The following is a 23,574-nucleotide window of genomic DNA, read 5'->3' on the forward strand; positions in this document are numbered from 1 at the left end:
CATGGACAACCAGATCAAGACCGCTGCCGAAGCCGTCGAGGCGGACGCGCTGCCGCGCCTGCACGAGGTGCATTCGGACCCGACACAACGCAATGCGGCGGAGCAGGCGGTACCCAAGTCCATGACCGACACGCCCGTCGCCAAGAAATCACCGGCGCAATGGGCCTATGAGCGGGTCGTGCTGTACCTCAAGAATTTCGAAGAACAGTTGGACGGCGAACACGAGGTCGCCATGGGGTTTGCTGGTGGTGACGCAGGGGTGTTGCGGATTGAAGGAATGGGGTATTTCGACCCTGATATCGTTACGTTTTACGGCGCGGACAGTGACGGCACGCGGATGCAGCTTGTCCAGCATGTCAGCCAGTTGAACGTAGCCCTGCGCGCCTTGCCCAAGGCCAGCGGTCCTGCGCCGGCGAATCGCATCGGCTTTCGCCTGATCCAGGACCTCGAGGCGGATGCCACTGCTCAGCCCCCGAAAACAGGCGGTTCGCAAAGCGCTTAAGCAAAAACACATGAGATCGTGGTCTATCACATCGTGACATGACCGTACGAATGCAGTAACGACAGTTGAAAATCGCCCGAACACCAAGACAAAGGATTGCGCAGATGGCCAAACATGAACACGGCTCGATGGATACAACATCGCAGGAAAAGACCTTTGACAACTTCATGAACTGGGTCAAATGGTCCTGCATCGTGATCATCGGTATTCTTGTCTTCATGGCAATTTTCGCGCGCTAAGGCGTTGCGTCGTTTTTAATAGGTTTTTTTATGCGTATCTTGCAGGCACTAGCTTGCGTTTGTCTTGTTGCGGCGTGTTCCAACGACACCACCGGCGATAGCACCACAGCCGAGGTTGCAGCCGCGGCCTATGCTGCGTCTGGCCCGAAAACACTGACGCTGCTGACAATGGTGAATAACCGGAGCGGCAGCGGCGGCCATACTGCGTTGATCGTGAACGGATCGCAGCAGGTGATCTTTGATCCCGCAGGATCGTTCCGTGATCCGCGCGTGACCGAACGGGGGGATGTTCTGTACGGGATGTCGCCAAAGTGGATACAGGCCTATAAGTCTGCCCATGCCCGCAGCACGTTTCATGTTGTCAGTCAGGAAATCACCGTTTCGGATGCGCAGGCCGAACAGGTGCTGCGTCTCGTGATGTCCAATGGCCAGGTGCCGGGTGCCTATTGCGCGAATGCGACGTCGTCGTTGTTGCAAAAAGTACCGGGATTCGAGGGGCTTGGAACGACCTTTTACCCCGTTACCTTGTCCGAGAAATTTGCAAACTTGCCGAATGTCTCGACGACAAAATACTACGAAGACGATGATGGCGATGTGATCGACGCTGTGCGCGCCGGGCAATTAGCCCAATAACCACAGCAGCGCATAAAGCGTCGCGGCACCGCTGACGATGGCCAGCAGAACGTTTTTCGTGATCACCCCGACTGCCAGAGCCACGACAGCCGCGGCAAGCCTTGCAGGGTCCGTCTGTCCGTTTGTGGCGGCAGGCCACAGTACCTGCGGGGCAACCAGCGCCGGCAGGATCGCCACGGCCGTATAGCGCAGGTGGCGCAGCAGCCAAGCGGGCATTTCGCGGTCACCGACCAATCCGGTAAAGACAAAGCGCAAGGCAAAGCTGCCGATGCCAAGGGCGATGATCACGAACCACAGGGTGCTTTTCTCGATCATCATAGTGTGACCCTTTCGGCGCGGCGTGTCATCCAGACTTCGGTTTGTGCCCCCGCGACCATTCCCGCCAGCCCGGCGAGGATCAGCCCCAGCGAATAGGGCACGCCCGCGGTCAACAAGCCCGCGACCGACGCGACAAGGGCCGCGACGACATGGGCCGAGGTGCGAAACATCGGCGCGATCATCGCCAGAAACGTGATGGGCAGGGCAAAATCCAACGCCCAGCTTTCGGGGATCTGCGCGCCCAGCAGCGCACCGATCAGCGTGAACAGATACCACAACGGGACGATCGGCGTCACGCAGCCAAAGAAATAGGCCATACGCTGCGGAATCGTCATGTCCGGTTCTTTTTCATACTGCGCCATCGAACAGACATAGGATTGATCGACCGTCAGATAGGCCGCCAGCGCGCGCTGCCACAAAGGGGCCGCACCGATATAGGGGGTCAGCGACGCGGAATACATCGCCATGCGCAGGTTTACGGCCAAAGCCGATGCCAGCACGATGGCCGTCGGCGCATGTTCCTGCATCAGTTGCAATGCTGTGAATTGGGCTGCCCCGGCAATCACCACGACGGAAAAAGCCAGTGTTTCGAATACGCTCAGGCCTGCTTCGGTGGCGAGAATGCCAAACAGCGATGAAAACGGGATGATTACCAGAACAAAGGGTGCCGCATCGGCAAGACCTTTGCGAAAGGCTGATTTCGTGGTGGTGATGGCCATGCGTTGCCCCTAGATTACCGGGACCTGCTTAACTGTCACCCGAGGGGGATGCAATTGTCTGTCAAGACCGACACCGACGCTTATTTGATCGCACCGCAACCGGGGTTGGCGCGGTTGACCCGTGCCGTGGTGGGCCGCGATCACACCGGCACCGAAACGACGATAAACGTGGTCGAGGAACGCCCGCTGACGATATTTCTGAACGCGCAGGAAATCGTCACGGCGATGACCATTGGCGACTACCCTGAATATCTGGCACTGGGTTTTTTGCGCAACCAGGGCATGCTGCGCGACGGAGAGGAAATCACTGCCGTCGATTATGATGAAGACCTCGAGGTTGTCGTGGTGCGCACCGCCCGCAAGACCGATTACGAAGACAAGATGCGTAAGAAGACCCGCACCAGCGGCTGCGCCGTCGGCACCGTCTTTGGCGACATGATGGAGGGGCTGGAAGGGGTGACCCTGCCTGCGACACCCGTGCATACCTCGTGGCTCTATGGCCTGAGCGCGCAGATCAACCGTACCCCCAGCCTGTACCTCGAGGCGGGGGCGATCCATGGCACGGTTCTGTGCCAAGGCGACAAGCCCTTGGTTTACATGGAGGATGTCGGTCGCCACAACGCCGTCGACAAGATCGCGGGATGGATGTTGTCCGAAGGTGTCAGCGCCGATGACAAGATTTTATATACCACCGGGCGTCTTACCTCCGAGATGGTGATCAAGACCGCGATGATGGGCATCCCCGTGCTTGCATCCCGGTCCGGCTTTACCGCCTGGGGGGTCGAGATTGCCAACCAGGTCGGGCTGACTTTGATTGGCCGGATGAAGGGAAAGCGGTTTATCTGCCTCGCGGGCGAGGACCGTCTGGTGCGGGATGCGGACCCCGATCAGGTGGTGGATGAACCGAAGCGATCTGGCCGAAAGGGTTCCGTATGAAACAGCCCCTTGGTGTAATTTTGGCGGGCGGGCAGGCGACCCGCATGGGCGGCGGCGACAAGGGTATGCTGACCCTTGGTGGGCAAACGATCCTGGGCCATGTGGTTGAACGGCTGTCGCCCCAGGTCGCGGGGCTTGCGCTCAACGCGAATGGTGATGCGGAACGGTTTGCCGCGCTGAATTTGCCCATAATACCAGACAGCATCGACGGCTTCGCGGGCCCCTTGGCGGGGGTTCTGGCAGGGCTGGATTGGGCCGCAAGCCTTGGGGCCGATACGATTGTGACGGCTGCGGCGGATACCCCGTTCTTTCCCGGTGATCTGGTGCCGCAATTGCTGCTCGCCAGCGAGGGGATGGACCATCCATTGGTTTTGGCCGCAACGCCTGATGCCGAACGCGGCAAGGCGCGTCATCCGACCTTTGGTTTGTGGCCCGTCGCCCTGCGCGATGATCTGCGCGCCGCTTTGCAGGGCGGTCTGCGCAAGGTCGTGTTGTGGACGCAGGCGCACGGGGGGCGCGAGGCGCTGTTCCCCCACGAGCAGGCATTTTTCAACATCAACACGCCCGAAGACCTGAAAACTGCGGAAGGGATGCTATGAAGATTTACGGCGTCGTCGGCTGGAAAAATGCGGGCAAGACCGGCCTGATGGAACGGCTTGTGACCGAAATCACGGGGCGTGGCATCAGCGTCTCGACCGTGAAGCACGCGCATCACAGCTTTGACGTGGATCACCCCGGCAAGGACAGTCACCGCCACCGGATCGCCGGCGCGCGCGAGGTTCTGCTGGCGTCGCGCAACCGCATCGCCCTGATGCATGAATTGCGCGACGAGGATGAACCCCCGCTTGAGGCGTTGCTGGTGCGTCTGTCCCCCGTCGATCTGGTCCTGATCGAAGGCTATAAACGCGATGCCCACCCCAAGGTCGAAGCGCATCGGGCCGAGACGGGCAATGCGTTGATTGCACCCGATGATACGACGATCAGGGCGGTGGCAAGTGACACGGCGTTGACACTGGACAGGCCGGTTTTCGATCTGGACGACACGCGCGCAATCGCGGATTTCATCTTGGGAGAGGTCGGTCTGTGACAACTTTCGACACGTTTGTCATGGTGGATTGGTCCGGCGGCAACGACACCGGTGCGCGCCCGCGCAAAGACGCGATCTGGGCAGGCGTTTCGCGGTCGGGGGCGGCTGACGCCCCGGTTTATCTGCGCAACCGGATCGATGCCGAAACGTGGATTGCGGCCCTTATCGATAGCGAAGCGCAGGCAGGCCGTCGCACCCTGATCGGTTTTGACTTCCCCTTCGGCTACCCCGCAGGGTTTGCCGAGGCGGTGACGGGCGACAGCGATCCTTTCGCGCTTTGGGACTGGTTCGAGGCCCGCATCCAGGATTCGCCGCAGGCCAACAACCGCTTTGATCTGGCAGGCGAATTGAACCTCGCCTTGGGAACAGGGAATGGCCCGTTCTGGGCCAATGGCCTGCCAAACCGTGACATCCCCGGATTGCCGCGCACGAAGGCGGGCTATGAAAACCCCTTTTCCGATAGACGCCACGCCGAAACCCTTGCCAAAGGCGCGTTTACCTGCTGGCAGATGGCTGGGGCCGGGGCCGTGGGGTCGCAGGTGTTCATGGGGTTGCCCGTGCTCTCGAGATTGCGCAAACGCTTTGCCGGGCAGGTGGCCGTCTGGCCGTTTGAACAGTTGGACGCGCCGGTAGCCTTTGTGGAGATCTGGCCGTCGCTGACCGCTGGCCCCGCACCCGACGGCATGGTCAAGGACGCATGGCAGGTGCAAGAAGTCGCGCGCCAGTTCGCGGCACTTGCCCCTGCTGATCTGGCCCGGATGCTGGACGTGCACGCCCCCGAGGAAGGCGCGATTTTCGGATTGGGGTTCGAGGATCGCCTGAAAGCGGATCCCCCCTTGCGCAACGATTGCTTTGCTCTGCCGCCCGGCGTGCACTGGACCCCGGTGGACGAAGCGTTGTCGCTACTGCGTGAAAGGCTGTCAGTGGTCACGAAGGCCGAGGACACCCCCCTTGATGCCGCATTGGGGCGCATCGTCGCGCAAGACGTCACCGCACGCCGCGCGAACCCGCCATTGCCCAACACTGCCGTTGATGGCTACGGATTTGCAGGCGGGCGTGGCGCTGGGCCCCATGTGCTGCCCGTCGTGTCGGGCCGCGCTGCGGCAGGGGATGCGCCGGGGGACGTGCCGGAAGGGCATGCGATCCGCGTGTTGACCGGGGCCGCGCTGCCACAAGGCGTCGATACTGTGGTGCTGCAGGAAGACGTCCAGATAGACGGCGGCAACCTGCGCTTTACCGGCCCGATCAAACAGGGCGCGAACACCCGCAAGGCAGGCGAGGATGTCGTTGCAGGGCAGACCGTTCTGACGGCGGGACGTCAGGTCACCGCAGCCGATCTGGCGCTGTTGGCGGCGACGGGGCTGTCATCGCTGTCGTTGCGGCAGCGGTTGCGGGTCGGCGTGATCTCGACCGGGGACGAGATTGTGCAGCCGGGGGAAACTGCCGCAGACGGGCAGATTTTTGACGCCAACCGCCCCATGCTGTTGGGCCTGATTGCACAGTTCGGCCATACGCCGGTTGATCTGGGGCATGTGGGCGATGACCGTGCGGCATTGCGCGCGCGGCTTGATGGGGCTGCTGGGCAGGTCGATGCAATCCTGACCAGCGGCGGCGCGTCGGCGGGGGATGAAGACCACGTTTCGGCCTTGCTGAAGGAAGCCGGCGCCCTGGCGCTGTGGCGCATCGCGGTCAAGCCGGGGCGGCCACTGGCCTTGGGGATGTGGCAAGGGATGCCGGTCTTTGGCCTGCCGGGCAATCCGGTCGCGGCGATGGTCTGCACGCTGATTTTCGCACGCCCGGCGCTGGCAGTGCTGGCGGGGCAGGACTGGACTGCGCCGCAAGGGTTTGACGTGCCCGCCGCTTTCGAAAAACGCAAGAAACCGGGGCGGCGGGAATACCTGCGGGCCCGGATGCGCAACGGCGCTGCCGAGGTCTTTGCCTCGGAAGGTTCGGGCCGGATCAGCGGGCTAAGCTGGGCCGAGGGGTTGGTGGAGCTGCCCGACGAAGGGCTTGACGTGCGCCCCGGCGATCCGGTGCGGTTTATCCCTTACGGGTCTTTCGGGCTTTGACGGGGGTGGCCGCCCGCTCCCAGGGGCTTACCCCGCAGGTTGCCCCCCAGGGCCCGGCAAACGCTTTTGACTAAAGCCGCGCGCCTGTCTCGCGGTCAAAGAAATGCGCCAGTTCGGGTCTGATGCCAAAGCCGATGGTTTCGCCTTTGGCAGCGAGGGGTGGTTTTTCGGTTTTGGCGATGAATTCCACACCGGTCTTGGTGATCAGGTGCACGAGGGCATATTCGCCGAGGTTTTCAACCAGCTCCAAACGGCCTTCCACCACGACGGCGTCCCCCGTGACAGGAACCAGATGTTCAGGGCGCAGGCCTGCATGTTCCGAGGGCGTGACATTGCGGCCCAGTTGCAGGGCCGCTGTGTCGGTCATATCGGCCGCGGTAAAAAAGTTCATTTTCGGGCTGCCGATGAATTGCGCCACAAAGGCATTCGCGGGACGCTCGTACAGCTCGATCGGGGCACCCACCTGTTCGATGCGGCCGGACCGCAGCACGACAATCTTGTCGGCCAGTGTCATCGCCTCGACCTGATCGTGGGTCACATAAATCATCGTTGTTTTCAGACGCTGGTGCAGGCGCGCGATCTCGAGGCGGGTTTGCACGCGCAAGGCTGCATCGAGGTTGGACAAGGGCTCATCGAACAGGAATACCTTGGGGTCGCGCACGATGGCACGGCCAATGGCGACACGCTGGCGCTGCCCGCCCGACAGGTTGCGCGGGCTGCGATCAAGGTAATCGGTGATCTGCAGGATCTCGGCGGCGGCCTGGACACGGCGGTCGATTTCCGCAGGATCGGTTTTGGCCTGCTTCAGGCCGAACGCCATGTTCTTGTAGACCGTCATGTGCGGATAAAGCGCATAGGTCTGGAACACCATCGCCACGCCGCGCTTTGAGGCGGCAACATTGTTCACCTCTTGATCACCAATCGCGACGATCCCGTCCGAGATTTCCTCGAGACCGGCGATCATCCGCAGCAGGGTGGATTTGCCACAGCCCGACGGACCGACGAAAACAACGAATTCACCATCGTTGATATCAAGGTCAACGCCGTGCATCACTTCGGCTTCACCATATTTCTTGCGCACATTGCGCAGTGTCAGACCGGCCATTTGATTTCCAATTCTTTGATTTCATGCCGCAGGGTTTCGGCGAAGGCGGGATAGGTTTCCGGAAGGTCACCCCAAAGCTGCTGGTTGGTCACGAATGCATCGGACCCCAGCATCGCGTTCAGGTCATCCCAACCGGGTTCAAGATAGTCGAAAGGTATCCTTCCGGCCGCGACATGGCGGGCAAACACGTACCAGCCGGCGATGGAGCGGATGGCATGAACGGGGACGAACCCCTGTTCAAAACATCCCAGGATCGTCGGGCGGATGAAGATCGGGAACTTTGCCATGCCGTCCGCGCAGATGCGCGCGACCGTATCGCCGATGGCGCGATTTCCGAACCGCCGTGCGATGTCCTCAAGATAGGCCTCTTTCGAAAATGGCAGGTCAAGGGTCAGCGCGGGCAGCACTTCGCGTGTTTCGAAATTCCGGAAATGTGCGTTCAGGTCGGGGACCCGCATCGCGGCGTCAAATGTCTCGATCCCTTCAAGTGCGGCCATATAGGTCAGCGCGGTATGGCCGCCGTTCAGCACCCGGATCTTGGTTTCCTCGTAGGGGTCGACATTTGGTGTGACGGTCACGCCTGCCTGTGCAAGATCGGGCATCTCGGCGGCGGCGCTGTCTTGTAGCACCCATTGGATGAAATCCTCGGCCATCACGGGTGCCGTCACGTCAGCGCCGACCTGCCCAGAGATTTCCGGCCCAAGGGCGGCGGGGCTGCGCGGTGTGATGCGGTCCACCATCGAGCAGGGGAAAGCCACATTTGCCGCGACCCATGTCGCAAGGGTCTGATCGTCACATGCTTCAAGATAGGCCAGCAGGGTCCGGCGCAGCATCTTGCCGTTCTGGCGGATGTTGTCGCAACACGCGATGGTCAGCGGGCTGCCGCTGCCGGCCGCGCGCTGGCCAAGCGCCGCGCGCAAGTATCCGTACACGCTGCGGGGGGCACCGCCTGCGATTTCGGCCCGCAGGAACGGGTCGGCAGGGTTCAGGTTGCCATCCGGGGCGGTGTAGTAGCCGCTTTCGGTGACCGTGATCGTGACAAGATGCACGGTCGGCTTTGCCAAAAGCGCCTCGGCGTCTGCTGGGGCAACGCTCCAATCCGCAAAATGGACATGGGGGCGCACGCGACGCAATTCTTCGTCGCCGTCTGCCGAATAGGATTTCAGGTAATAGCCATCGTGGCGTGCGATATCCGCCTTGGCCATGTCAAAGTGACCGCTTTCAGAGCCGCGCAAATTGACGGCTGCAATCCCCCAACGCAAATCGCCCGAGGTTTCCATGTAGTCGTCGATATACACCGCCTGATGCGCACGGTGAAATGCGCCAAATCCCAGATGAACGACCCCAACCTGACAGGCCGACCGGTCATATTGGGTCGCGTGGACAGGGGGCTGCGCCGCTGCATTCATGACGTTTGCTCCATATTCGGCGCAAGATCTTTGCGCGCGGTGTCACGGTATTGCGAAGGGGTCATGCCCTTCACCTTGAGAAAATGCCGGTTGAAATTGGCAAGGTTCTTAAAGCCCGCCTCTTGCGAAATCATGGTGATCTGTTCGTCAGAGGCATAGAGCATGCCGCAGGCTTCGCCGATGCGGATCCGGTTCAGAAAGTCGACAAAGCTATGCCCCGTCACGGTCTGGAAATTACGGCTGAAGGTCACTTCGGTCATTCCGGCGCGTTCGGCTGCTTGTCCGACCGAAAGCCCTTCGCTGAAATTCTTGACGATGTAATCGACCACTTCGGCGATGCGCGCTTGCTTGCTGCCGCCTTCGGGCTGGATAAGTTTTGACGCGGACAGGGTCTTTTTCTCGGCGTGTTCATTCAGCCGGACAAGGCAACGGATAAAGGCCAGAATACGTTCGGCCCCCTTGTTGTCGCGGATCGCTTCCATGTGGCCGCGCGCAAAAGTCGGGTTGAAGCCTTCAAAGACGATGCCCGATTGCGCAAGTTGCAACAGTTGCAGGACCTGCGAAAATTCGGGAAACCCTTCGGCCAGCTTTTCGACGCTTTCATGGCTGAACTGTACCAGCATGTCGCGCACGGGGGCGGGTTCTGACCAGACCTTGTCCGTGATCCAGTTGTGCGGCAGGTTGGGGCCCGTCAGGAACAGATCGCCTGCTTTGAAATCACCGATATAGTCGCCGACAAAGGCCTTGCCCCGCGTCGCGGTGATCAGGTGCAGTTCGTACTCCTCATGGGCGTGCCAGCGGCACAGATCACTGGGCCAGCCATGTTCAAGGTAGCGGATAGACCGGGTGCTGCGGTCAACTTTTTCGATTTCAGGGGTAATTATGGACATCAGATCACCTAAGCACGTTGCCGCCATCGACGCCGATGGTCTGGGCGGTCATATAGGCAGACTGGTCAGAGGCAAGGAAGACAGCGGCCCGCGCCACGTCGTCGGGGGCACCCATATAGCCAAGCGGGACAGCCGCGCCGACCTCGCGCTTTTTCTGACCGGGCTCTTTGCCTTCGAACTTGGCAAACAGCGCATCGACGGTCTGCCACATTGGCGTGTCGATCACACCGGGGCTGATGGCATTGACCCTGATCTTATGCGGTGCCAGCGCCAGCGCGCTGGATTGCGTATAGCTGATCACTGCCGCTTTGGTGGCGCAATAATGGGCGACCAAGGCTTCGCCCCGGTGGCCCGCCTGGGACGCGAGGTTGATGATCGACCCGCGCTGGCCTTGGGCCACCATCGACTTTGCCGTCGCTTGCAGGATTGCGTAAAAGGCGCGGACGTTGACACCGAACAGGCGGTCCAACTGGGCTAGATCGCCCTCGTCGTCCAGAATGCTGCCCATCCCGAAAAGTGCCGCGTTGTTGAACAGGATGTCGGGTTTGATCTGCGTGATCCAATCGGTGCAAGCCGTCAGATCGGCACCATCCAGCAGGTCGAACCGTCTATACGTTGCAGGGCCGTCAAAGCTGTCTGCGATGTCGGTGGCATAGACTGTGGCCCCGAGGGCGGCAAGATGGGCAACGGCACTGGCCCCGATGCCACCGGACGCACCGGTGACCAGACAAACCTTGCCGGTAAGGTCGGTTGGGGCGGCGTTTAGGGTCATTTTACAGCTCCGAAGGTGAGGCCTTGAACCAGTTGTTTCTGACAGAACCAGCCGAGGATGATGATGGGAGCCACGGCAGCGGTCGATACGGCTGACAAACGGCCAAAGAACAGACCTTCGGGCGCGCGATTGCCTTCGATCAGCTTGGACAGGGTAGCGGCGTCAATGGTTGTCAGGCGCACGGTCCAATAGGCCTCGTTCCAGCAAAAGATAAAGGTCAGCAGCGCGGTCGATGCAATACCGCCCCAAGCCAGCGGGATCAGAATATCCTTGATTTCGCCCCATGTGCTGACCCCGTCCATCTTGCCTGCTTCGATGATTTCCTTGGGGATTTCCTTGAAATAGGTAAAAAGCATCCAGATCACGATCGGCAGGTTGATCAGGCATAGCACAAGGATCACCAGAAACCGGGTATCGTACATGTCCAGAAAATTCTTGGTCAGAAAGGTCATCGGATACAGCACGGCAGCGGCTGGCAGCATCTTGGTCGACAACATCCAAAGCAGGACGTCTTTGGTATGGCGGCTGGGGTCGAAGGCCATTGCGTAAGCCGCCGGAACGCCCACAACCAGCGCGAAAAGCGTGGCGAATGTAGAGGTGATGACCGAATTGGTGGCAAAGCGCCAATAGTCATAATCCTTCGTCATGTTGACGTAGTTTTCTAGGGTTGGCGTGAAAAGGAACAGGTTCTCGGGCTTTACCGCATCGGCGTCGGTCTTGAAGCTGGTGAAAACCATCCAGAAAATCGGAAAGAAAAAGATAAGGGCGACGACCCAGGCCAGAACCGGCCAAAGAGCATTGCCAAATCTGGAGTGTTGCGTGACGGTTGCCATGATTTTGTCCCCTAATCCATCAAGCTCTTGCCAACCATGCGCAGCAGGAAGATCGCGACAATGTTGGCAAGGATTACGGCAAAGATGCCTGTGGCGCTTGCTGCGCCGATGTTGTTCGACGTAAATTCGCCGATGAGATACGGAAGGTTCTTGTTCCCGTTGCCCCGGCTGACGATCTCGATTTCGGCATAAAGCGACAGGTGAAAGATCGACTGGATCATCACGACGATCGCGATGGGCCGGGCCAGGTGGGGCACGGTAAGATTGCGGAACTTCGACCATGCGTTCGCGCCGTCCAGCGTCGCCGCCTCTTTTTGTGATTCATCTTCGGACTGCAGGGATGTCATGAAAATGAGAACCGCAAAGGGCGTCCATTGCCACACCACCATCATGATCACGGCATAGGCCGAGGTCTGCGTGGCGCGGAAGGAAATCGGCTCGATCTCGGGCCACATGGAGAAGAAATTACCGATCACGGGGAAGGCCCGCAGCCCGTCGATGATGTGGTTCAGGCCCGCCACGGCCAACCCGTTCAGCCCCAGCACCGGATCGAGGATCATGTTGATCCACAGCACGGCGTTGACCGCAGGCATCACAAAAAAGGGAGAGATCAGCAGGACGCGCACAATCCCGCGTCCGGGGAATGACCGATTGATCAGGACGGCAATGGCCAAGCCCAGAATGACGGTCAGGACCAGAATGCTGCCGACGATCAGCAGGCTGTTCTGGATCGCGAACCAGAAATCCTTGGTCTTGAACAAGACGTATTCATAGTTTCCAAGCCCGCGCCAGTTACTCAGGCTGGGGGTCATCCATTCGGGCCGGCGCGTGCTGTTCAGGACGTACCGGATGAAGGAAAAGTACAGCGTCATGCTGAGCGGCACCAACATCCACAGAAGCAACAGGACGACGGCGGGCGTTTGCAGCAAACGGGGGAGCGATCTTTTGGACATGGCTCTGATGACCCTTGCAAGGCGGTGATTTCAGGAAATGGTCTAGCGCCGGATGCGGGCGGACAATGGCCCACAAGATCCGTACGTTCGGGTGTCGGTGCCTGGATGAAGGGCCCGGCAGGTGAATGCCGGGCCCTTCCAGCTCAGGTGTCGCGCTTAGTAGTAGCCAGCTTCGGACATGATGTTGTCTGCCGCGGATTGCGCCGCTGCCAGGGCCTCATCAACCGATTTCGCGCCCGAAAGGGCTGCCGCAATTTCTTGCGCCACAGCGGAACCCACCTCTGGGAATTCTGGGATCGCTGCGAATTGCACACCGACGTACGGCTTCATATCTGTGGCCTCGGGGGCCGCAGATTCGATGGCCGCCATTTCAGCTGCTGCAAAAGGTGCGGCGGCCTGAAATTCGGGGTAGGCATATGTCGACGCGCGTGTGCCCGTCGGGACGGAACCCCAGCCAAAATCGGGGTGGTTTGCCACGGCTTGAACATATGCCTTGGACGTTGCCCATTCGACAAAATCATGCGCGGCTTCGGAATGTGGCGATCCGGTCGGGACAGCCATGGCCCATGCCCAAAGCCAGTTTGCGCCTACAGCGTTGCCCGCGTTTGGCGACTGCGCATAGGCCACGCCGTCAACAGTCAGGAAGGACGCGGCGATGGTCGCATCGATCCACATGCCGCACTTGCCTTCGTTGTACAGCGCGAGGATTTCGTTAAAGGAGTTCCCTTCGGAGCCGGGAGGGCCGAATTCACCCAGCAGATCGACGTAGAAGTTGATCGCTGCTTTCCATTCGTCGGATTCAAGCGTCGGACGCATGTCCTTGTCGAACCATGCCCCGCCAAAGGAGTTCACGACCGTTGTGACGAACGCCATGTTGTCGCCCCAGCCGGGTTTGCCGCGCAGACACACACCGTAAACGCCTGCATCGGGGTCATGGATCGCAGCCGCAGCCGCACGCACGTTATCCCAGGAATCATTGTCGGCGATTGTCACGCCAGCCGCGTCGGTCAGATCCTTGCGGTACATGACCATGGACGATTCACCATAGAAGGGCGCGGCATAAAGCGTACCCTCATGGGACAGGCCGTTGCGCATGGCGGGCAGCATGTCGTCGATGTCGTACTCTGGGCTGAATTCAAGCGGTTCAATCCAGCCTGCTGCGCCCCAGATCGGTGCCTCTTGCATGCCGATATTGATAATATCATATTGGCCGCCACCTGTCGCCGTATCTGAGGTCACCTGCTCGCGCAGTACGCCTTCTTCCAGCGATACCCAGTTCAGCTTGATTCCCGTGTCGGCCGTGTAGGCTTCGGCAACCGACTGCATGTTGATCATATGCCCGTTGTTCACAATGGCGATGGTCAATTCTGTGGCGTGGCTGTCAGCCATCGCAAATGATGCACCGGTGACGCCAAGCGTCAGGCCGAGAGCCGTATTCCTTAAATATTTCATGACTTTCCTCCCAGAAATCACAGATTCGTTCGATCTGTCGACGCAGGTTGGGGGATTTCAGAAATTCGCGCAAATACAATACTGGCAATAATGCGTACGATTTCATCAATTTGCACTGGGCGCTTAATCAGGCCTGATCCAAGGTGATGCAAATGCGATCTGACGGTCCAGCGCAGCCGCCCCCCGCAACGGGGGGCAGATCGGCTTAACCTGTCTATCTGTATCTAATCAAAAGTCCCGGCGACACGGCCCAGCAACATGAACGCGCGGGCGGTGCGAGTGTCGGCAAGTGCGGAGATTTCCCCGTCAGAAGCTTCGGCTTCGAAGCCCGCAAAGGCGCGGTCGAAGCGACGCAGGAAATGATGCGCGACGTCGCGAAAAATCGGGTCCTGTTTCATGCGCGCACTGGTCAATGCCAAGGACGATCGGTCACGGATGCCACCCAGAGGCGCAATCGTGCGGCCACGGGCCCCTTGGGCAAATTCACGCCAGACTTCGGGGCGGGCGCGGTCGGGGCGCAGGTCGTCCATATAGATCCCGTCCTGGCTTAGCAGGGTCAGCACATCTTGTGCGGCTTGCACCAGTTGCGCGGCATTGCGGTCCTTGAGCGCCTTGCGCAGGGCGGCAAAGCCAATCTCATCCTCGGCGGTTTCGGGGAAATTCAACGCGCGGATGAAATCGTCGTGGGACAGGGGCGGGGTCATGTCATCTGCCGGTGTGCCCAATGCCAGCGTAGGCTGGTCGTCCACAACGCGCGCAGTGCGTGCGGGCGCGGCAGACCGGGCGCTTGTTTCGCGGCGGGTCTGGAAGGTGGCAAGTGTGGTTTCGGTCTTGCGCGCGGCGGCGGCAATTTCATCCAGTTTGCGCGTGACAGAGGCATCGCTCTCGTAGCTTTGGCCTTGCTGTTGCGCGATATAGGCTTGGCGGATGGCGTCGATCGCCGCTTGCAGGCGGTTGCTTTCTTCGCGCATGACGCGGCTGGCGCGCGCGGCTGTGGCTGCGACCCAAATCATCGCGACGGGCATGAAGATCGCCAGCATCGTCATCAAAAAACGCAGACCCTGATCGCCCGCATCGGACGGCGGTGCAGACGGTTGCAGCAAGAAGAACACGGCAGAGGCCAGCAGCCAAAGCGCGCTGAGGGCAATCGCTATGATCTCGATGCTGGAAATCGCGCTGGAGTCCGGCCTTGAATAGACGCCGAAAGGCGTCGACCGCGCAGGGGTGCGCGCGCCTGTATTCCTGGATGGCTTTGGGTCAGGTGAATCGCTCATGCCCTGTTTCCAAGCTTATGCGTAAATGATTTTGAGAACCTCATAAGACTTTACACCTCCGGGCGTCCGGACTTCGACGCTGTCGCCTTCATCCTTGCCGATCAGGGCGCGCGCAATGGGGGATTTGATGTTCAAAAGACCTTTTTCGATGTTGGCTTCGTATTCGCCGACAATCTGGTAGGTCTTTTCTTCATCCGTATCTTCGTCGACCAGGGTAACCTTGGCCCCGAACTTGATCGCACCGGACATTTTCGCCGGATCAATGACATCTGCCAGCGAAATCGCGCCTTCCAGTTCCTTGACACGGCCCTCGATGAAGGACTGCTTTTCCTTGGCGGAATGGTATTCTGCGTTTTCAGACAGATCGCCATGTTCGCGGGCCTCGGCGATGGCGCGGATGATGGCGGGGCGCTCCACGGTTTTCAGGTGCTTCAGTTCGGTTTCCAAAGCAGAGTGACCGGCGCGGGTCATAGGGATTTTTTCCAAGGGGGCGTCCACGCAATGAGGGTCACAGCCCCGGACCCCGTCCGAAGATGCAACCGATTTGAATTGGTCCTTACCTGACCCAAACTGACGCGTGAATGCAAGAGGGGATAGCAACGGCATGCGTCAAACTCCGCCGGTTCCATCGTCGGGCTGGGCAGCCGTGTCTCGCGGAACTGCCGCGCGGCGTCGGTAACAATCTTGCCTTTGATGCCACCAAAAGCATCTAAACTGTCGCGCCCCTTCATTTTAACGTGGTGTTGTGATTGCAAAGGAAGAAGCAGCAGTCTAGCTAATTCAAAACCTGTTTTCTGCCCGAAAAGGAGCCCCGAATGGCCGAAGTTGAACGCGAAACAATGGAATATGACGTCGTTATCGTTGGGGCTGGTCCTGCGGGCCTGTCCGCCGCGATCCGGTTGAAGCAGCTTGATGCCGATTGCAACGTGGTCGTGCTGGAAAAGGGCTCCGAAGTGGGCGCGCATATTCTGTCGGGCGCGGTGCTGGACCCGATCGGTCTGGATGCATTGATGCCCGACTGGAAGGAAAAAGGCGCGCCGATCAAGACCAAGGTCGAGGAAGACAACTTTTACATGCTGGGCGAGGCCGGTCAGCTGCGCGTGCCGAACTTTCCGATGCCGCCACTGATGAACAACCACGGCAACTACATCGTGTCGATGGCAAACGTGTGTCGTTGGATGGCCGAGCAGGCCGAAGAACTGGGCGTCGAAATTTTCCCCGGCATGTCATGTTCCGAACTGGTCTACGGCGAGACAGGAGAGATCAAAGGCGTCGTCGCCGGTGAATTCGGGATCAACCCCGATGGCACCAAGGGCGACAGCTATGAGCCGGGCATGGAATTGCACGGTAAATACGTGTTCCTGTCCGAAGGTGTGCGCGGCAGCCTGTCAAAGCAGGTGATCGCGAAATACGATCTGGACGCTGGCAAGGAACCGCAGAAATACGGGCTTGGCATGAAAGAGATCTGGGAAATCGATCCCGCCAAGCACAAGGAAGGCACAGTGACCCACACGATGGGCTGGCCTTTGAACAAGAACGCCGGTGGCGGCTCCTTCATCTACCACATTGAAAACAATCAGGTCTATGTCGGCTTTGTCGTGCACTTGGGCTATAAAAACCCGCATGTGTTCCCTTACATGGAATTCCAGCGCTTCAAACATCACCCGATGGTCGCCGAGCTGCTGAAAGGCGGCAAGCGCGTGGCCTATGGCGCGCGCGCAATCACCGAAGGTGGCTATCAGTCGATGCCCAAGATGGTTGCGCCCGGCGTTGCCCTGCTGGGCTGTTCGGTGGGCATGGTCAACGTGCCGCGCATCAAGGGCAACCACAATGCCATGCTGTCGGGCAAAGCAGCGGCAGAAGCCGCGTTCGACGCGATCCAGGCAGGCCGTTCCGGTGACGAACTGACCGCCTATGAAGAAGACGTCCGCAGCGGCGAGATCGGCAAAGACCTGAAGAAGGTGCGCAACGTCAAACCGCTGTGGAGCAAATACGGCCTGATGACATCGCTTGCCGTGGGTGGGTTCGACATGTGGACCAACACATTCGGCTTTTCGCTGCTGGGCACATTGGGTCACGGCAAATCCGACGCCGAAGCGACGGAGAAAGCCAGCATGCACAAAAAGATCGACTACCCCAAACCGGACGGCAAGCTGAGCTTTGACCGCCTGACCAACGTCGCGTTTTCGTTCACGAACCATGATGAAAACCAGCCTGCGCATCTGACGCTGAAAGATCCGTCCGTGCCGGTCAATGTGAACCTCAAGGAGTACGCTGGCCCGTCGGCACGGTATTGCCCCGCCGGCGTCTATGAATTCGTCGAGGAAGAAGGCAAAGATCCGCGCTTTGTAATCAACTTCCAGAACTGCGTGCATTGCAAAACCTGCGACATCAAGGATCCGTCGCAAAACATCGTCTGGACCACGCCGCAGGGCGGGGACGGGCCGAACTACCCGAACATGTAGGCCCGTTTGCGGATTCCACTTTCAAAAGGCGCGCTGCGGTGCGCCTTTTTCCATTTTTGCCTGCTGAATATTGCTTAGTTCGGGGGCTGTGTGGTGCGCGGGATTGCGCTTGGGGGGGAACCTGATAGCGTGACTGGCAAAACGAAATGAGGCGCGCCAGTATGATCCGTAATCTTCTTTTTTCCGCCAGTGTGATCGCTCTTGGCCTGACCACTGCGATGCCCGTCGCGGCGCAGTCCGTTTCAGGGTCCTATCTGGCGGGGCGTCATGCGGCCGTACGCAGCGATTTTGCAGAAGCCGCGAAATATTACGGTCAGGCCCTGGCGCGCGATACGAAAAACCCCGAGTTTCTGGAAAGTACGATTCTGGCGTATCTGTCTTTGGGCGACGTCACCAAGGCCATCCCGCTGGCAAAGGTGCTCGAGGATAGAAACGAGCAGTCTCAGGTCGCTTATCTGGTGCTGACAGCTGGCATAGCGCAGGATGAAAACTTTGCCGGTTTGCTGGCGCAACCCGCTGATGATGGCGGCATTGGGCCATGGGTCAACGGGCTGGTCAAGGCGTGGTCGCATATCGGTGCTGGCGATATGACTGCAGCGATCAAGCAGTTCGATGACCTGAGCAAGGAACCCGGGATGCAGGGGTATGTCTTGTACCACAAGGCCCTGGCTCTGGCATCCGTCGGTGATTACGAAGGGGCAGAGGCGATTTTTTCCTCGAACCTTGCAGGCAGTGCGGCGCAGACCCGTCGCGGTGTGATCGCGCGGGCTGAGATCCTGGGACAGTTGGACCGCAAGGATCAGGCACTTGCCTTGATCAAGGACAGCTTTGGCGACACCAGCGACCCCGAGCTTGATGCGCTGGTCACCGCGCTGCAAGGCGATGGTCCGGTCAGCTTTACCCACATCCAGGATGCCAAGGCCGGCATCGCCGAGGTGTTCTTTACCTTTGCCGCAGTGTTGCGCACTGAATCCGCGGGTGATTATTACGTTCTGCTATATGCGCGCATCGCGCGGTTCCTGCGCCCGGATCACATCGACGCCTTGCTGTTGACCGCCGATCTGCTGGAAAGCCTTGGGCAATATGATCTGGCGATCGAAGAATTGCAGGCCGTGCCCGCCGACGATCCTGCCTACCACGCGGCAGAACTGGGCCGTGCCGCTGCTTTGCGCCAATCTGACAAGCCCGATCAGGCGATCGAAGTGCTGCAACAGTTGACCCGCAGCCATGGGGATCTGCCTGCCGTGCATTCCGCCTTGGGTGATGCATTGCGCGCGCAGGACAATTGGGAAGCCGCGATCAAATCCTATGACCGCGCGGTTGAACTGACATCGGAAAGCAACCCGCAGCGGTGGGTGCTGTTCTATGCGCGCGGCATTGCCGAAGAACGCAGCGGCGACGGCAAGGGGGCCGAAAAGGACTTTCGCGCAGCACTCGCGATCAACCCGGAACAGCCACAGGTGCTGAACTATCTGGGATATTCGCTGGTCGAACAGGGCCGCAATCTGGACGAGGCGCTGAACATGATCGAACGCGCCGTCGCGGCCAGCCCTGATTCCGGCTATATCGTCGATTCACTCGGATGGGTGCTGTACCGCCTTGGCCGCTACGAGGAAGCGGTCGGCCAGATGGAGCGTGCCGTCGAATTGATCGCGGTCGACCCGGTGGTAAACGACCATTTGGGCGACGTGTACTGGGCCGTGGGCCGCCACCGCGAGGCTGAATTCCAGTGGCGTCGGGCGCTGTCCTTTGTCGACCCAGAAGATGCCGACAGCGAAGCAGACCCGGACCGGATGCGCCGCAAGCTCGAGGTGGGGCTGGACGTAGTCCTGCAAGAAGAGGGTGCTGACCCCCTGACCAAGGTTTCCGCCGGCCAATGACCACGGATGGCGCGATGCTTGGGCTGGCGGCATCGGCGCGCGCATGGGCCAAGGTCAATCTGACGCTTCACGTGACGGGCCAGCGCAGTGACGGTTACCATCTGCTGGACAGTCTCGTGGTGCGCGCGGGGGTGGGCGATGTGCTTTCGGTTACCCCTTCGGACCAGCTCGGATTGAGCGTGGATGGCGTTTTTGCAGAGGCAGCACCGCTGGACGGGCGCAATCTGGTGGTGCGCGCAGCGCGTTTGCTGGATGACGGCGTCGGGCGTGGCGCGCAGATACAACTGACCAAACAGCTGCCCGCAGCGGCAGGAATAGGTGGCGGTTCCGCCGATGCTGCGGCGACGTTGCATTTGCTTGGCGCGCATTGGGGGCTGCCCGTGCCCGCTGATGTGTCCGAATTGGGGGCTGACGTGCCCGTTTGCCTGCAGGATCACCCGCAGCGGATGCGCGGCGTCGGCGAGGTGCTCACGCCCGCCGGACCATTGCCACCGTGCTGGCTGGTACTGGTGAACCCGAATAAATCCGCCGCAACGCCGGATGTTTTCAACCAGCTCGAGACAAAGTTGAACCCGCCGATGCCGGACGTCTTGCCGGTGTTCGACAACGTGCCGGCGTTTGCCGCATGGCTGGGCACGCAGCGCAATGATCTTGAGAGCGCAGCAATGCCAATCGTTCCCGAGATCGCGGATTGTCTTGGGGCGTTGCAGGACGCGCTGCTGGCGCGGATGTCCGGGTCCGGTGCGACGTGCTTTGGTCTGTACGAAAGCGAATATCTGGCCAACCGCGCCGCCGCGCGTATTGGCAAGGCGCAGCCCGGTTGGTGGGTCGCGGCGGGCCCTGTTCTTAGTTGATCCGCGCGACCACGTAATCGGCCAGATCGCGCAACATGTCGCGCACGCCGTGCTCTGGCAGGGCGTCCAGGGCCGCCTTGGCGCGGTTCGCCCATGCAACGGCTTCGGCCCGGGTCTGGGTCATGGTGTCGTGCTTGTGTAGCAGCGACAGGGCATGCTCCAAATCGCCGTCTTCCTGGCGGCCTTTTTCGATCGTGCGGGTCCAGAACGCGTGTTCTTCGGCATCAGCCCTGGCCACGGCTTTGATCACCGGCAAGGTCAACTTGCGTTCGCGAAAATCGTCACCGATGTTCTTGCCCGTGGCGCTGGCATCGCCCTGATAATCCAGCAGATCATCGACGATCTGAAAGGCGATCCCCAAGGCGTCACCAAAATCGAACAAGGCCTGAACCTGCGCGTCAGGGGCCCCTGCGATCACGCCGCCTACTTCGGTTGCGGCTGAAAACAGCGCCGCCGTCTTGCCGCGCACGACCTGAAGGTACACGCTCTCATCCGTTGCAAGGTTCTGCGCTGCGGTCAGTTGCAGCACTTCGCCTTCGGCAATGGTGGCGGAGGCGTTGGACAGGATCGCAAGCACGCGCATGTTGTTGGTTTCGGTCATCAACTGGAAGCTGCGAGCGAAGAGGTAATCGCCCACCAGCACCGAAGACTTGTTGTCCCACAGCAGGTTCGCTGTTGGCCGCCCGCGCCGCTGTGCGCTTTCGTCGACCACATCGTCATGCAGCAGGGTCGCGGTGTGAATAAACTCAACCGTGGCGGCCAGATGCACATGATAGGGGCCGTCGTAGCCGCACAGATGGGCAGCGGCCAGCGTCAGCATCGGGCGCAGGCGTTTGCCGCCTGCCTCGACCAGATGGGCCGTGACCTCGGGGATACGGGGTGCGTGTTCGGACGCCATGCGATCCCGGATCAGCGTGTTCACGGCTGCCATGTCGACAGCAAGATATTCCGCCATCCGGTCATGCGGTTTTTGAATAGTATCGCTTTTCATTCACATGACCCCACCTGCAAGGCTCGACAATAGACGGCGATTGCACTTACATCTCTGTTATGAAGGAACTTTTACGCACCAATGACCCGACGATCATCGCATTTGCCAGCGCCCTTCTTCAGGGCGAGGATATAGACTGCTTTCAGGTGGACGTAAATATGAGCGTGCTCGAAGGTGGTATCGGAATTTTCCCCCGCCGGCTGATGGTTCACGACGATGACCACACCGCGGCCCTGCGTGTGCTTGCGGATAATGACATTCCGACGGGGCTGCCCGTTTGACCCTTGTCCCAGTTTGATCCCGAAGACCTGACCCATGATGCTTTCTTGGGCGGCAAGCTGCATTTGTGGCAGCCGCGCAAAGGCTATAGGGCGGGCGTTGACCCTGTTTTATTGGCCGCAACGGTGCCTGCGCAAGCAGGGCAGCGGGTGCTTGAATTGGGCTGCGGTGTCGGTGCCGCGTCCCTTTGTCTGGGCGCGCGGGTGCCCGGATTGACGCTGACAGGGGTCGAATTACAACCCGCCTACGCGGCGCTGGCGCGGCGCAACGGACCGGATTTCGAGGTGGTCGAGGCCGACCTGGCGCAGATGCCACTGGCCGTGCGGCAGCGACAATTTGACCATGTTTTGGCAAACCCACCGTATTTCGACCGGGATGCATCTATCGCATCGCAGGATGCCGCCCGCGAGGTGGCCTTGGGAGAACGCACGCCGCTGGAAATATGGGTCCAGATTGCCGCCAAAAGGCTGGCCCCGAAAGGGCAGGCGCATTTCATTCACCGTGCGGAGCGGCTGCCTGAATTGATCCGTGCGCTGCCGCATGACATGGGCAGTATCGAAGTGCTGCCAATCGCCCCGCGTATGGGGCGGGCTGCCGAACTGATCATCCTGCGGGCCCGCAAAAGCGGGCGGGGTGCGTTCCGGCTTTGCGCGCCGTTGGTGATGCACGAAGGGGCTGCCCATCTGGTTGATGGCGACAGCTACGTGCCGCAGATTCGCGCTGTGTTGCGCGAGGGGGCCGCGTTGACGTTTTAGGCAGGTAGTAGCCGATCGTTCAACTTGTCTTGAGTTTTGCTGCAGCGCAGCGTGACAGACGAAATCTTTCGTGGTTCACTTGAAATACGCAACATTGAAAGAGGAGAGTTAAATGGCATTTGACGCACATCTGGAAGCTTTGAAACGTAAACACTTGGCGATGAGTGACGCGGTTGAACAAGCACAGCGTTCCCCAAGTATCGACGGTTTACAAGTTGCGACGATGAAGAAAGAAAAACTCCGGCTTAAAGAAGAAATCACCAAGCTAACCTCCTAACGGGTTCTGCCCGGCTTACCGTAGCTGGCGCGCGCCGCGCAAAGGGCGCCGCCAGTGATCAAGACAGCTGCCCAGAAAAGGACAGGTTTTGCGGGGGTTACGCCCGTAACCACCAGAATGAGCGTTGACAGAAGCGGTGCCAGATATGAACTGGTCCCAAGTATCTGAATATCTCCGCGTTTCACCCCGATATCCCAGACATAAAATGCCAGCCCCACAGGCCCCAGCCCAAGCCCGATGATGCTGGCCCAGCCCAGACCAGTCTTTGGCAGAACTGTCTGTTCAAACATCAGGTGAATCGGCAGCGACAAGGCGGCTGTTCCCAGACAGAAGACCACGACGCTGGCTGTCGGTGCTGTGCCAATGCGCCGCGACAGCAATGAATAGCCTGACCAGGTCAACGCGCAACACATAGCCAGGATGTAGCCCGGCAGATATTGGGCCTGAAAACTGCCCGCGCCGTTGCTGATGATCAACGCAGCCCCGGCAAATCCGAAGACCGCCCCGATAATGTGGCCGCCGCGCAATTTTTCGCCGGGCAAAAGGCCTGAGAATACCACGATCAGCAGTGGCCAAAGATAGGCGATCAGCCCCGCTTCGGCTGCCGGTGCAAGGCGCAGGGCCGAAAAGTAAAGCGCATGATACCCGAAAAGCCCCATGATCCCAAAGGCGTAGACCCGTAAAGGCACGTTGCGTAATGCCCCCAATGTCCCTGTAGCAGCGCACCAGATCAGCCCCAGAAGTCCGCCGATGGAAAAGCACAGCGTGTTTAGCAGCAACGGCGGGGTGGGCGTGGAACCTACGGTAAATAACGCTAGCAGCGACCACAAAAGCACAGCGCCAAAGCCGATCAGGGTCGCGCGCGTTCGGGTCATTGGTCAG

26 protein-coding genes are annotated in these 23,574 nt (G+C 60.0%); 13 read left to right on the top strand and 13 right to left on the bottom strand.

What is annotated here, in order from left to right:
• Position 1 precedes the first annotated feature (1 nt).
• The 3 genes from RGAI101_RS15985 to RGAI101_RS15995 all read left to right on the top strand — a co-directional run bounded on the left by RGAI101_RS15985 (position 2) and on the right by RGAI101_RS15995 (position 1,374).
• Positions 2–502 carry a DUF6173 family protein gene (locus tag RGAI101_RS15985; RefSeq protein ID WP_008229087.1) on the top strand — a complete coding sequence of 167 codons (501 nt, stop codon included), beginning with the start codon at positions 2–4 and terminating at the stop codon, positions 500–502.
• Between the two features lie 104 nt (positions 503–606).
• A complete protein-coding gene (locus tag RGAI101_RS15990; RefSeq protein ID WP_008225549.1) occupies positions 607–741 on the top strand; it encodes an aa3-type cytochrome c oxidase subunit IV in 135 nt (44 codons plus the stop codon).
• Positions 742–771: 30 nt separating this feature from the next.
• On the top strand, positions 772–1,374 hold the full coding sequence (locus RGAI101_RS15995) for a hypothetical protein (protein WP_008227783.1): 603 nt from the start codon (positions 772–774) through the stop codon (positions 1,372–1,374).
• Here the strand turns inward: RGAI101_RS15995 and RGAI101_RS16000 are convergent.
• Together RGAI101_RS16000 and RGAI101_RS16005 are read right to left on the bottom strand one after the other, a co-directional pair.
• Positions 1,363–1,689, bottom strand: a complete 327-nt coding sequence (locus RGAI101_RS16000; protein WP_037229717.1) for an AzlD domain-containing protein — start codon at positions 1,687–1,689, stop codon at positions 1,363–1,365. The two genes, RGAI101_RS15995 and RGAI101_RS16000, sit on opposite strands and share 12 nt — an antisense overlap.
• Complete coding sequence (locus RGAI101_RS16005; RefSeq protein ID WP_008225966.1) at positions 1,689–2,411, bottom strand: AzlC family ABC transporter permease; 723 nt, start codon at positions 2,409–2,411, stop codon at positions 1,689–1,691. The genes RGAI101_RS16000 and RGAI101_RS16005 overlap by 1 nt, the downstream gene beginning before the upstream one ends.
• Before the next feature lie 48 nt (positions 2,412–2,459).
• Between RGAI101_RS16005 and RGAI101_RS16010 the strand changes: the two genes are divergently transcribed.
• The 4 genes from RGAI101_RS16010 to RGAI101_RS16025 are packed head-to-tail and all read left to right on the top strand — an operon-like array spanning position 2,460 to position 6,503.
• Positions 2,460–3,347 (top strand): formate dehydrogenase accessory sulfurtransferase FdhD, encoded by an 888-nt coding sequence (locus tag RGAI101_RS16010; RefSeq protein WP_008228144.1) that lies wholly within the window; start codon positions 2,460–2,462, stop codon positions 3,345–3,347.
• Complete coding sequence (gene mobA, locus RGAI101_RS16015) at positions 3,344–3,946, top strand: molybdenum cofactor guanylyltransferase MobA (RefSeq protein ID WP_008228702.1); 603 nt, start codon at positions 3,344–3,346, stop codon at positions 3,944–3,946. Before RGAI101_RS16010 ends, mobA begins: the two co-directional genes overlap by 4 nt.
• A complete protein-coding gene (mobB, locus tag RGAI101_RS16020; protein WP_008227977.1) occupies positions 3,943–4,434 on the top strand; it encodes a molybdopterin-guanine dinucleotide biosynthesis protein B in 492 nt (163 codons plus the stop codon). Before mobA ends, mobB begins: the two co-directional genes overlap by 4 nt.
• 20 nt (positions 4,435–4,454) lie before the next feature.
• Positions 4,455–6,503 carry a molybdopterin-binding protein gene (locus tag RGAI101_RS16025; RefSeq protein ID WP_008227409.1) on the top strand — a complete coding sequence of 683 codons (2,049 nt, stop codon included), beginning with the start codon at positions 4,455–4,457 and terminating at the stop codon, positions 6,501–6,503.
• A gap of 70 nt (positions 6,504–6,573) precedes the next feature.
• Here RGAI101_RS16025 and RGAI101_RS16030 read toward each other — a convergent pair whose 3' ends face one another.
• The 9 genes from RGAI101_RS16030 to greA form a co-directional block, all read right to left on the bottom strand.
• On the bottom strand, positions 6,574–7,608 hold the full coding sequence (locus RGAI101_RS16030; RefSeq protein ID WP_008225024.1) for an ABC transporter ATP-binding protein: 1,035 nt from the start codon (positions 7,606–7,608) through the stop codon (positions 6,574–6,576).
• Entirely contained in the window at positions 7,596–9,017 is a 1,422-nt protein-coding gene (locus tag RGAI101_RS16035) for a mannitol dehydrogenase family protein (RefSeq protein WP_008228407.1), read from the bottom strand. The genes RGAI101_RS16030 and RGAI101_RS16035 overlap by 13 nt, the downstream gene beginning before the upstream one ends.
• A complete protein-coding gene (locus RGAI101_RS16040) occupies positions 9,014–9,907 on the bottom strand; it encodes a helix-turn-helix domain-containing protein (protein ID WP_008226993.1) in 894 nt (297 codons plus the stop codon). The genes RGAI101_RS16035 and RGAI101_RS16040 overlap by 4 nt, the downstream gene beginning before the upstream one ends.
• Positions 9,908–9,911: 4 nt before the next feature.
• Positions 9,912–10,679 carry an SDR family oxidoreductase gene (locus tag RGAI101_RS16045; RefSeq protein WP_008228931.1) on the bottom strand — a complete coding sequence of 256 codons (768 nt, stop codon included), beginning with the start codon at positions 10,677–10,679 and terminating at the stop codon, positions 9,912–9,914.
• A complete protein-coding gene (locus RGAI101_RS16050; protein WP_008226094.1) occupies positions 10,676–11,512 on the bottom strand; it encodes a carbohydrate ABC transporter permease in 837 nt (278 codons plus the stop codon). The genes RGAI101_RS16045 and RGAI101_RS16050 overlap by 4 nt, the downstream gene beginning before the upstream one ends.
• A gap of 11 nt (positions 11,513–11,523) precedes the next feature.
• Positions 11,524–12,465 (bottom strand): carbohydrate ABC transporter permease, encoded by a 942-nt coding sequence (locus tag RGAI101_RS16055; RefSeq protein WP_008225502.1) that lies wholly within the window; start codon positions 12,463–12,465, stop codon positions 11,524–11,526.
• 156 nt (positions 12,466–12,621) lie between these two features.
• Positions 12,622–13,917, bottom strand: coding sequence for an ABC transporter substrate-binding protein (locus RGAI101_RS16060; RefSeq protein WP_008229096.1), 1,296 nt, complete (start codon positions 13,915–13,917; stop codon positions 12,622–12,624).
• A 224-nt stretch (positions 13,918–14,141) separates the two neighbouring features.
• Positions 14,142–15,191 (bottom strand): hypothetical protein, encoded by a 1,050-nt coding sequence (locus RGAI101_RS16065; protein ID WP_008225511.1) that lies wholly within the window; start codon positions 15,189–15,191, stop codon positions 14,142–14,144.
• Between the two features lie 15 nt (positions 15,192–15,206).
• Positions 15,207–15,677: a transcription elongation factor GreA gene (gene greA, locus RGAI101_RS16070; protein WP_037229720.1), complete on the bottom strand. Its 471-nt coding sequence runs from the start codon at positions 15,675–15,677 to the stop codon at positions 15,207–15,209.
• A gap of 329 nt (positions 15,678–16,006) precedes the next feature.
• On the opposite strand from greA, the gene RGAI101_RS16075 reads away from it, so the two are divergent.
• The 3 genes from RGAI101_RS16075 (at position 16,007) to RGAI101_RS16085 (ending at position 20,390) form a co-directional block, all read left to right on the top strand.
• Complete coding sequence (locus RGAI101_RS16075; protein WP_008225041.1) at positions 16,007–17,656, top strand: electron transfer flavoprotein-ubiquinone oxidoreductase; 1,650 nt, start codon at positions 16,007–16,009, stop codon at positions 17,654–17,656.
• Between the two features lie 161 nt (positions 17,657–17,817).
• Complete coding sequence (locus tag RGAI101_RS16080) at positions 17,818–19,536, top strand: tetratricopeptide repeat protein (RefSeq protein ID WP_008229047.1); 1,719 nt, start codon at positions 17,818–17,820, stop codon at positions 19,534–19,536.
• Complete coding sequence (locus tag RGAI101_RS16085) at positions 19,533–20,390, top strand: 4-(cytidine 5'-diphospho)-2-C-methyl-D-erythritol kinase (protein WP_008226565.1); 858 nt, start codon at positions 19,533–19,535, stop codon at positions 20,388–20,390. Before RGAI101_RS16080 ends, RGAI101_RS16085 begins: the two co-directional genes overlap by 4 nt.
• Here RGAI101_RS16085 and RGAI101_RS16090 read toward each other — a convergent pair.
• The gene (locus tag RGAI101_RS16090) at positions 20,383–21,381 is read right to left on the bottom strand and encodes a polyprenyl synthetase family protein (protein WP_008228366.1); all 999 of its coding nucleotides are present in this window, start codon (positions 21,379–21,381) and stop codon (positions 20,383–20,385) included. The two genes, RGAI101_RS16085 and RGAI101_RS16090, sit on opposite strands and share 8 nt — an antisense overlap.
• A gap of 59 nt (positions 21,382–21,440) precedes the next feature.
• Here RGAI101_RS16090 and RGAI101_RS16095 point away from each other — a divergent pair, with 59 nt between their 5' ends.
• The 3 genes from RGAI101_RS16095 (at position 21,441) to RGAI101_RS21620 (ending at position 22,692) form a co-directional block, all read left to right on the top strand.
• Complete coding sequence (locus tag RGAI101_RS16095; RefSeq protein ID WP_008225284.1) at positions 21,441–21,662, top strand: putative signal transducing protein; 222 nt, start codon at positions 21,441–21,443, stop codon at positions 21,660–21,662.
• Between the two features lie 3 nt (positions 21,663–21,665).
• The gene (locus tag RGAI101_RS16100; RefSeq protein ID WP_008227378.1) at positions 21,666–22,415 is read left to right on the top strand and encodes a tRNA1(Val) (adenine(37)-N6)-methyltransferase; all 750 of its coding nucleotides are present in this window, start codon (positions 21,666–21,668) and stop codon (positions 22,413–22,415) included.
• A gap of 112 nt (positions 22,416–22,527) precedes the next feature.
• Complete coding sequence (locus tag RGAI101_RS21620) at positions 22,528–22,692, top strand: YdcH family protein (RefSeq protein WP_008227252.1); 165 nt, start codon at positions 22,528–22,530, stop codon at positions 22,690–22,692.
• Here RGAI101_RS21620 and yddG read toward each other — a convergent pair.
• Entirely contained in the window at positions 22,689–23,567 is an 879-nt protein-coding gene (gene yddG / locus RGAI101_RS16105) for an aromatic amino acid exporter YddG (protein WP_008227573.1), read from the bottom strand. The two genes, RGAI101_RS21620 and yddG, sit on opposite strands and share 4 nt — an antisense overlap.
• Positions 23,568–23,574: the final 7 nt, after the last annotated feature.

The sequence above is a fragment of the Roseobacter sp. GAI101 genome, assembly GCF_000156335.1.
Taxonomy (GTDB): Bacteria; Pseudomonadota; Alphaproteobacteria; order Rhodobacterales; family Rhodobacteraceae; genus Sulfitobacter.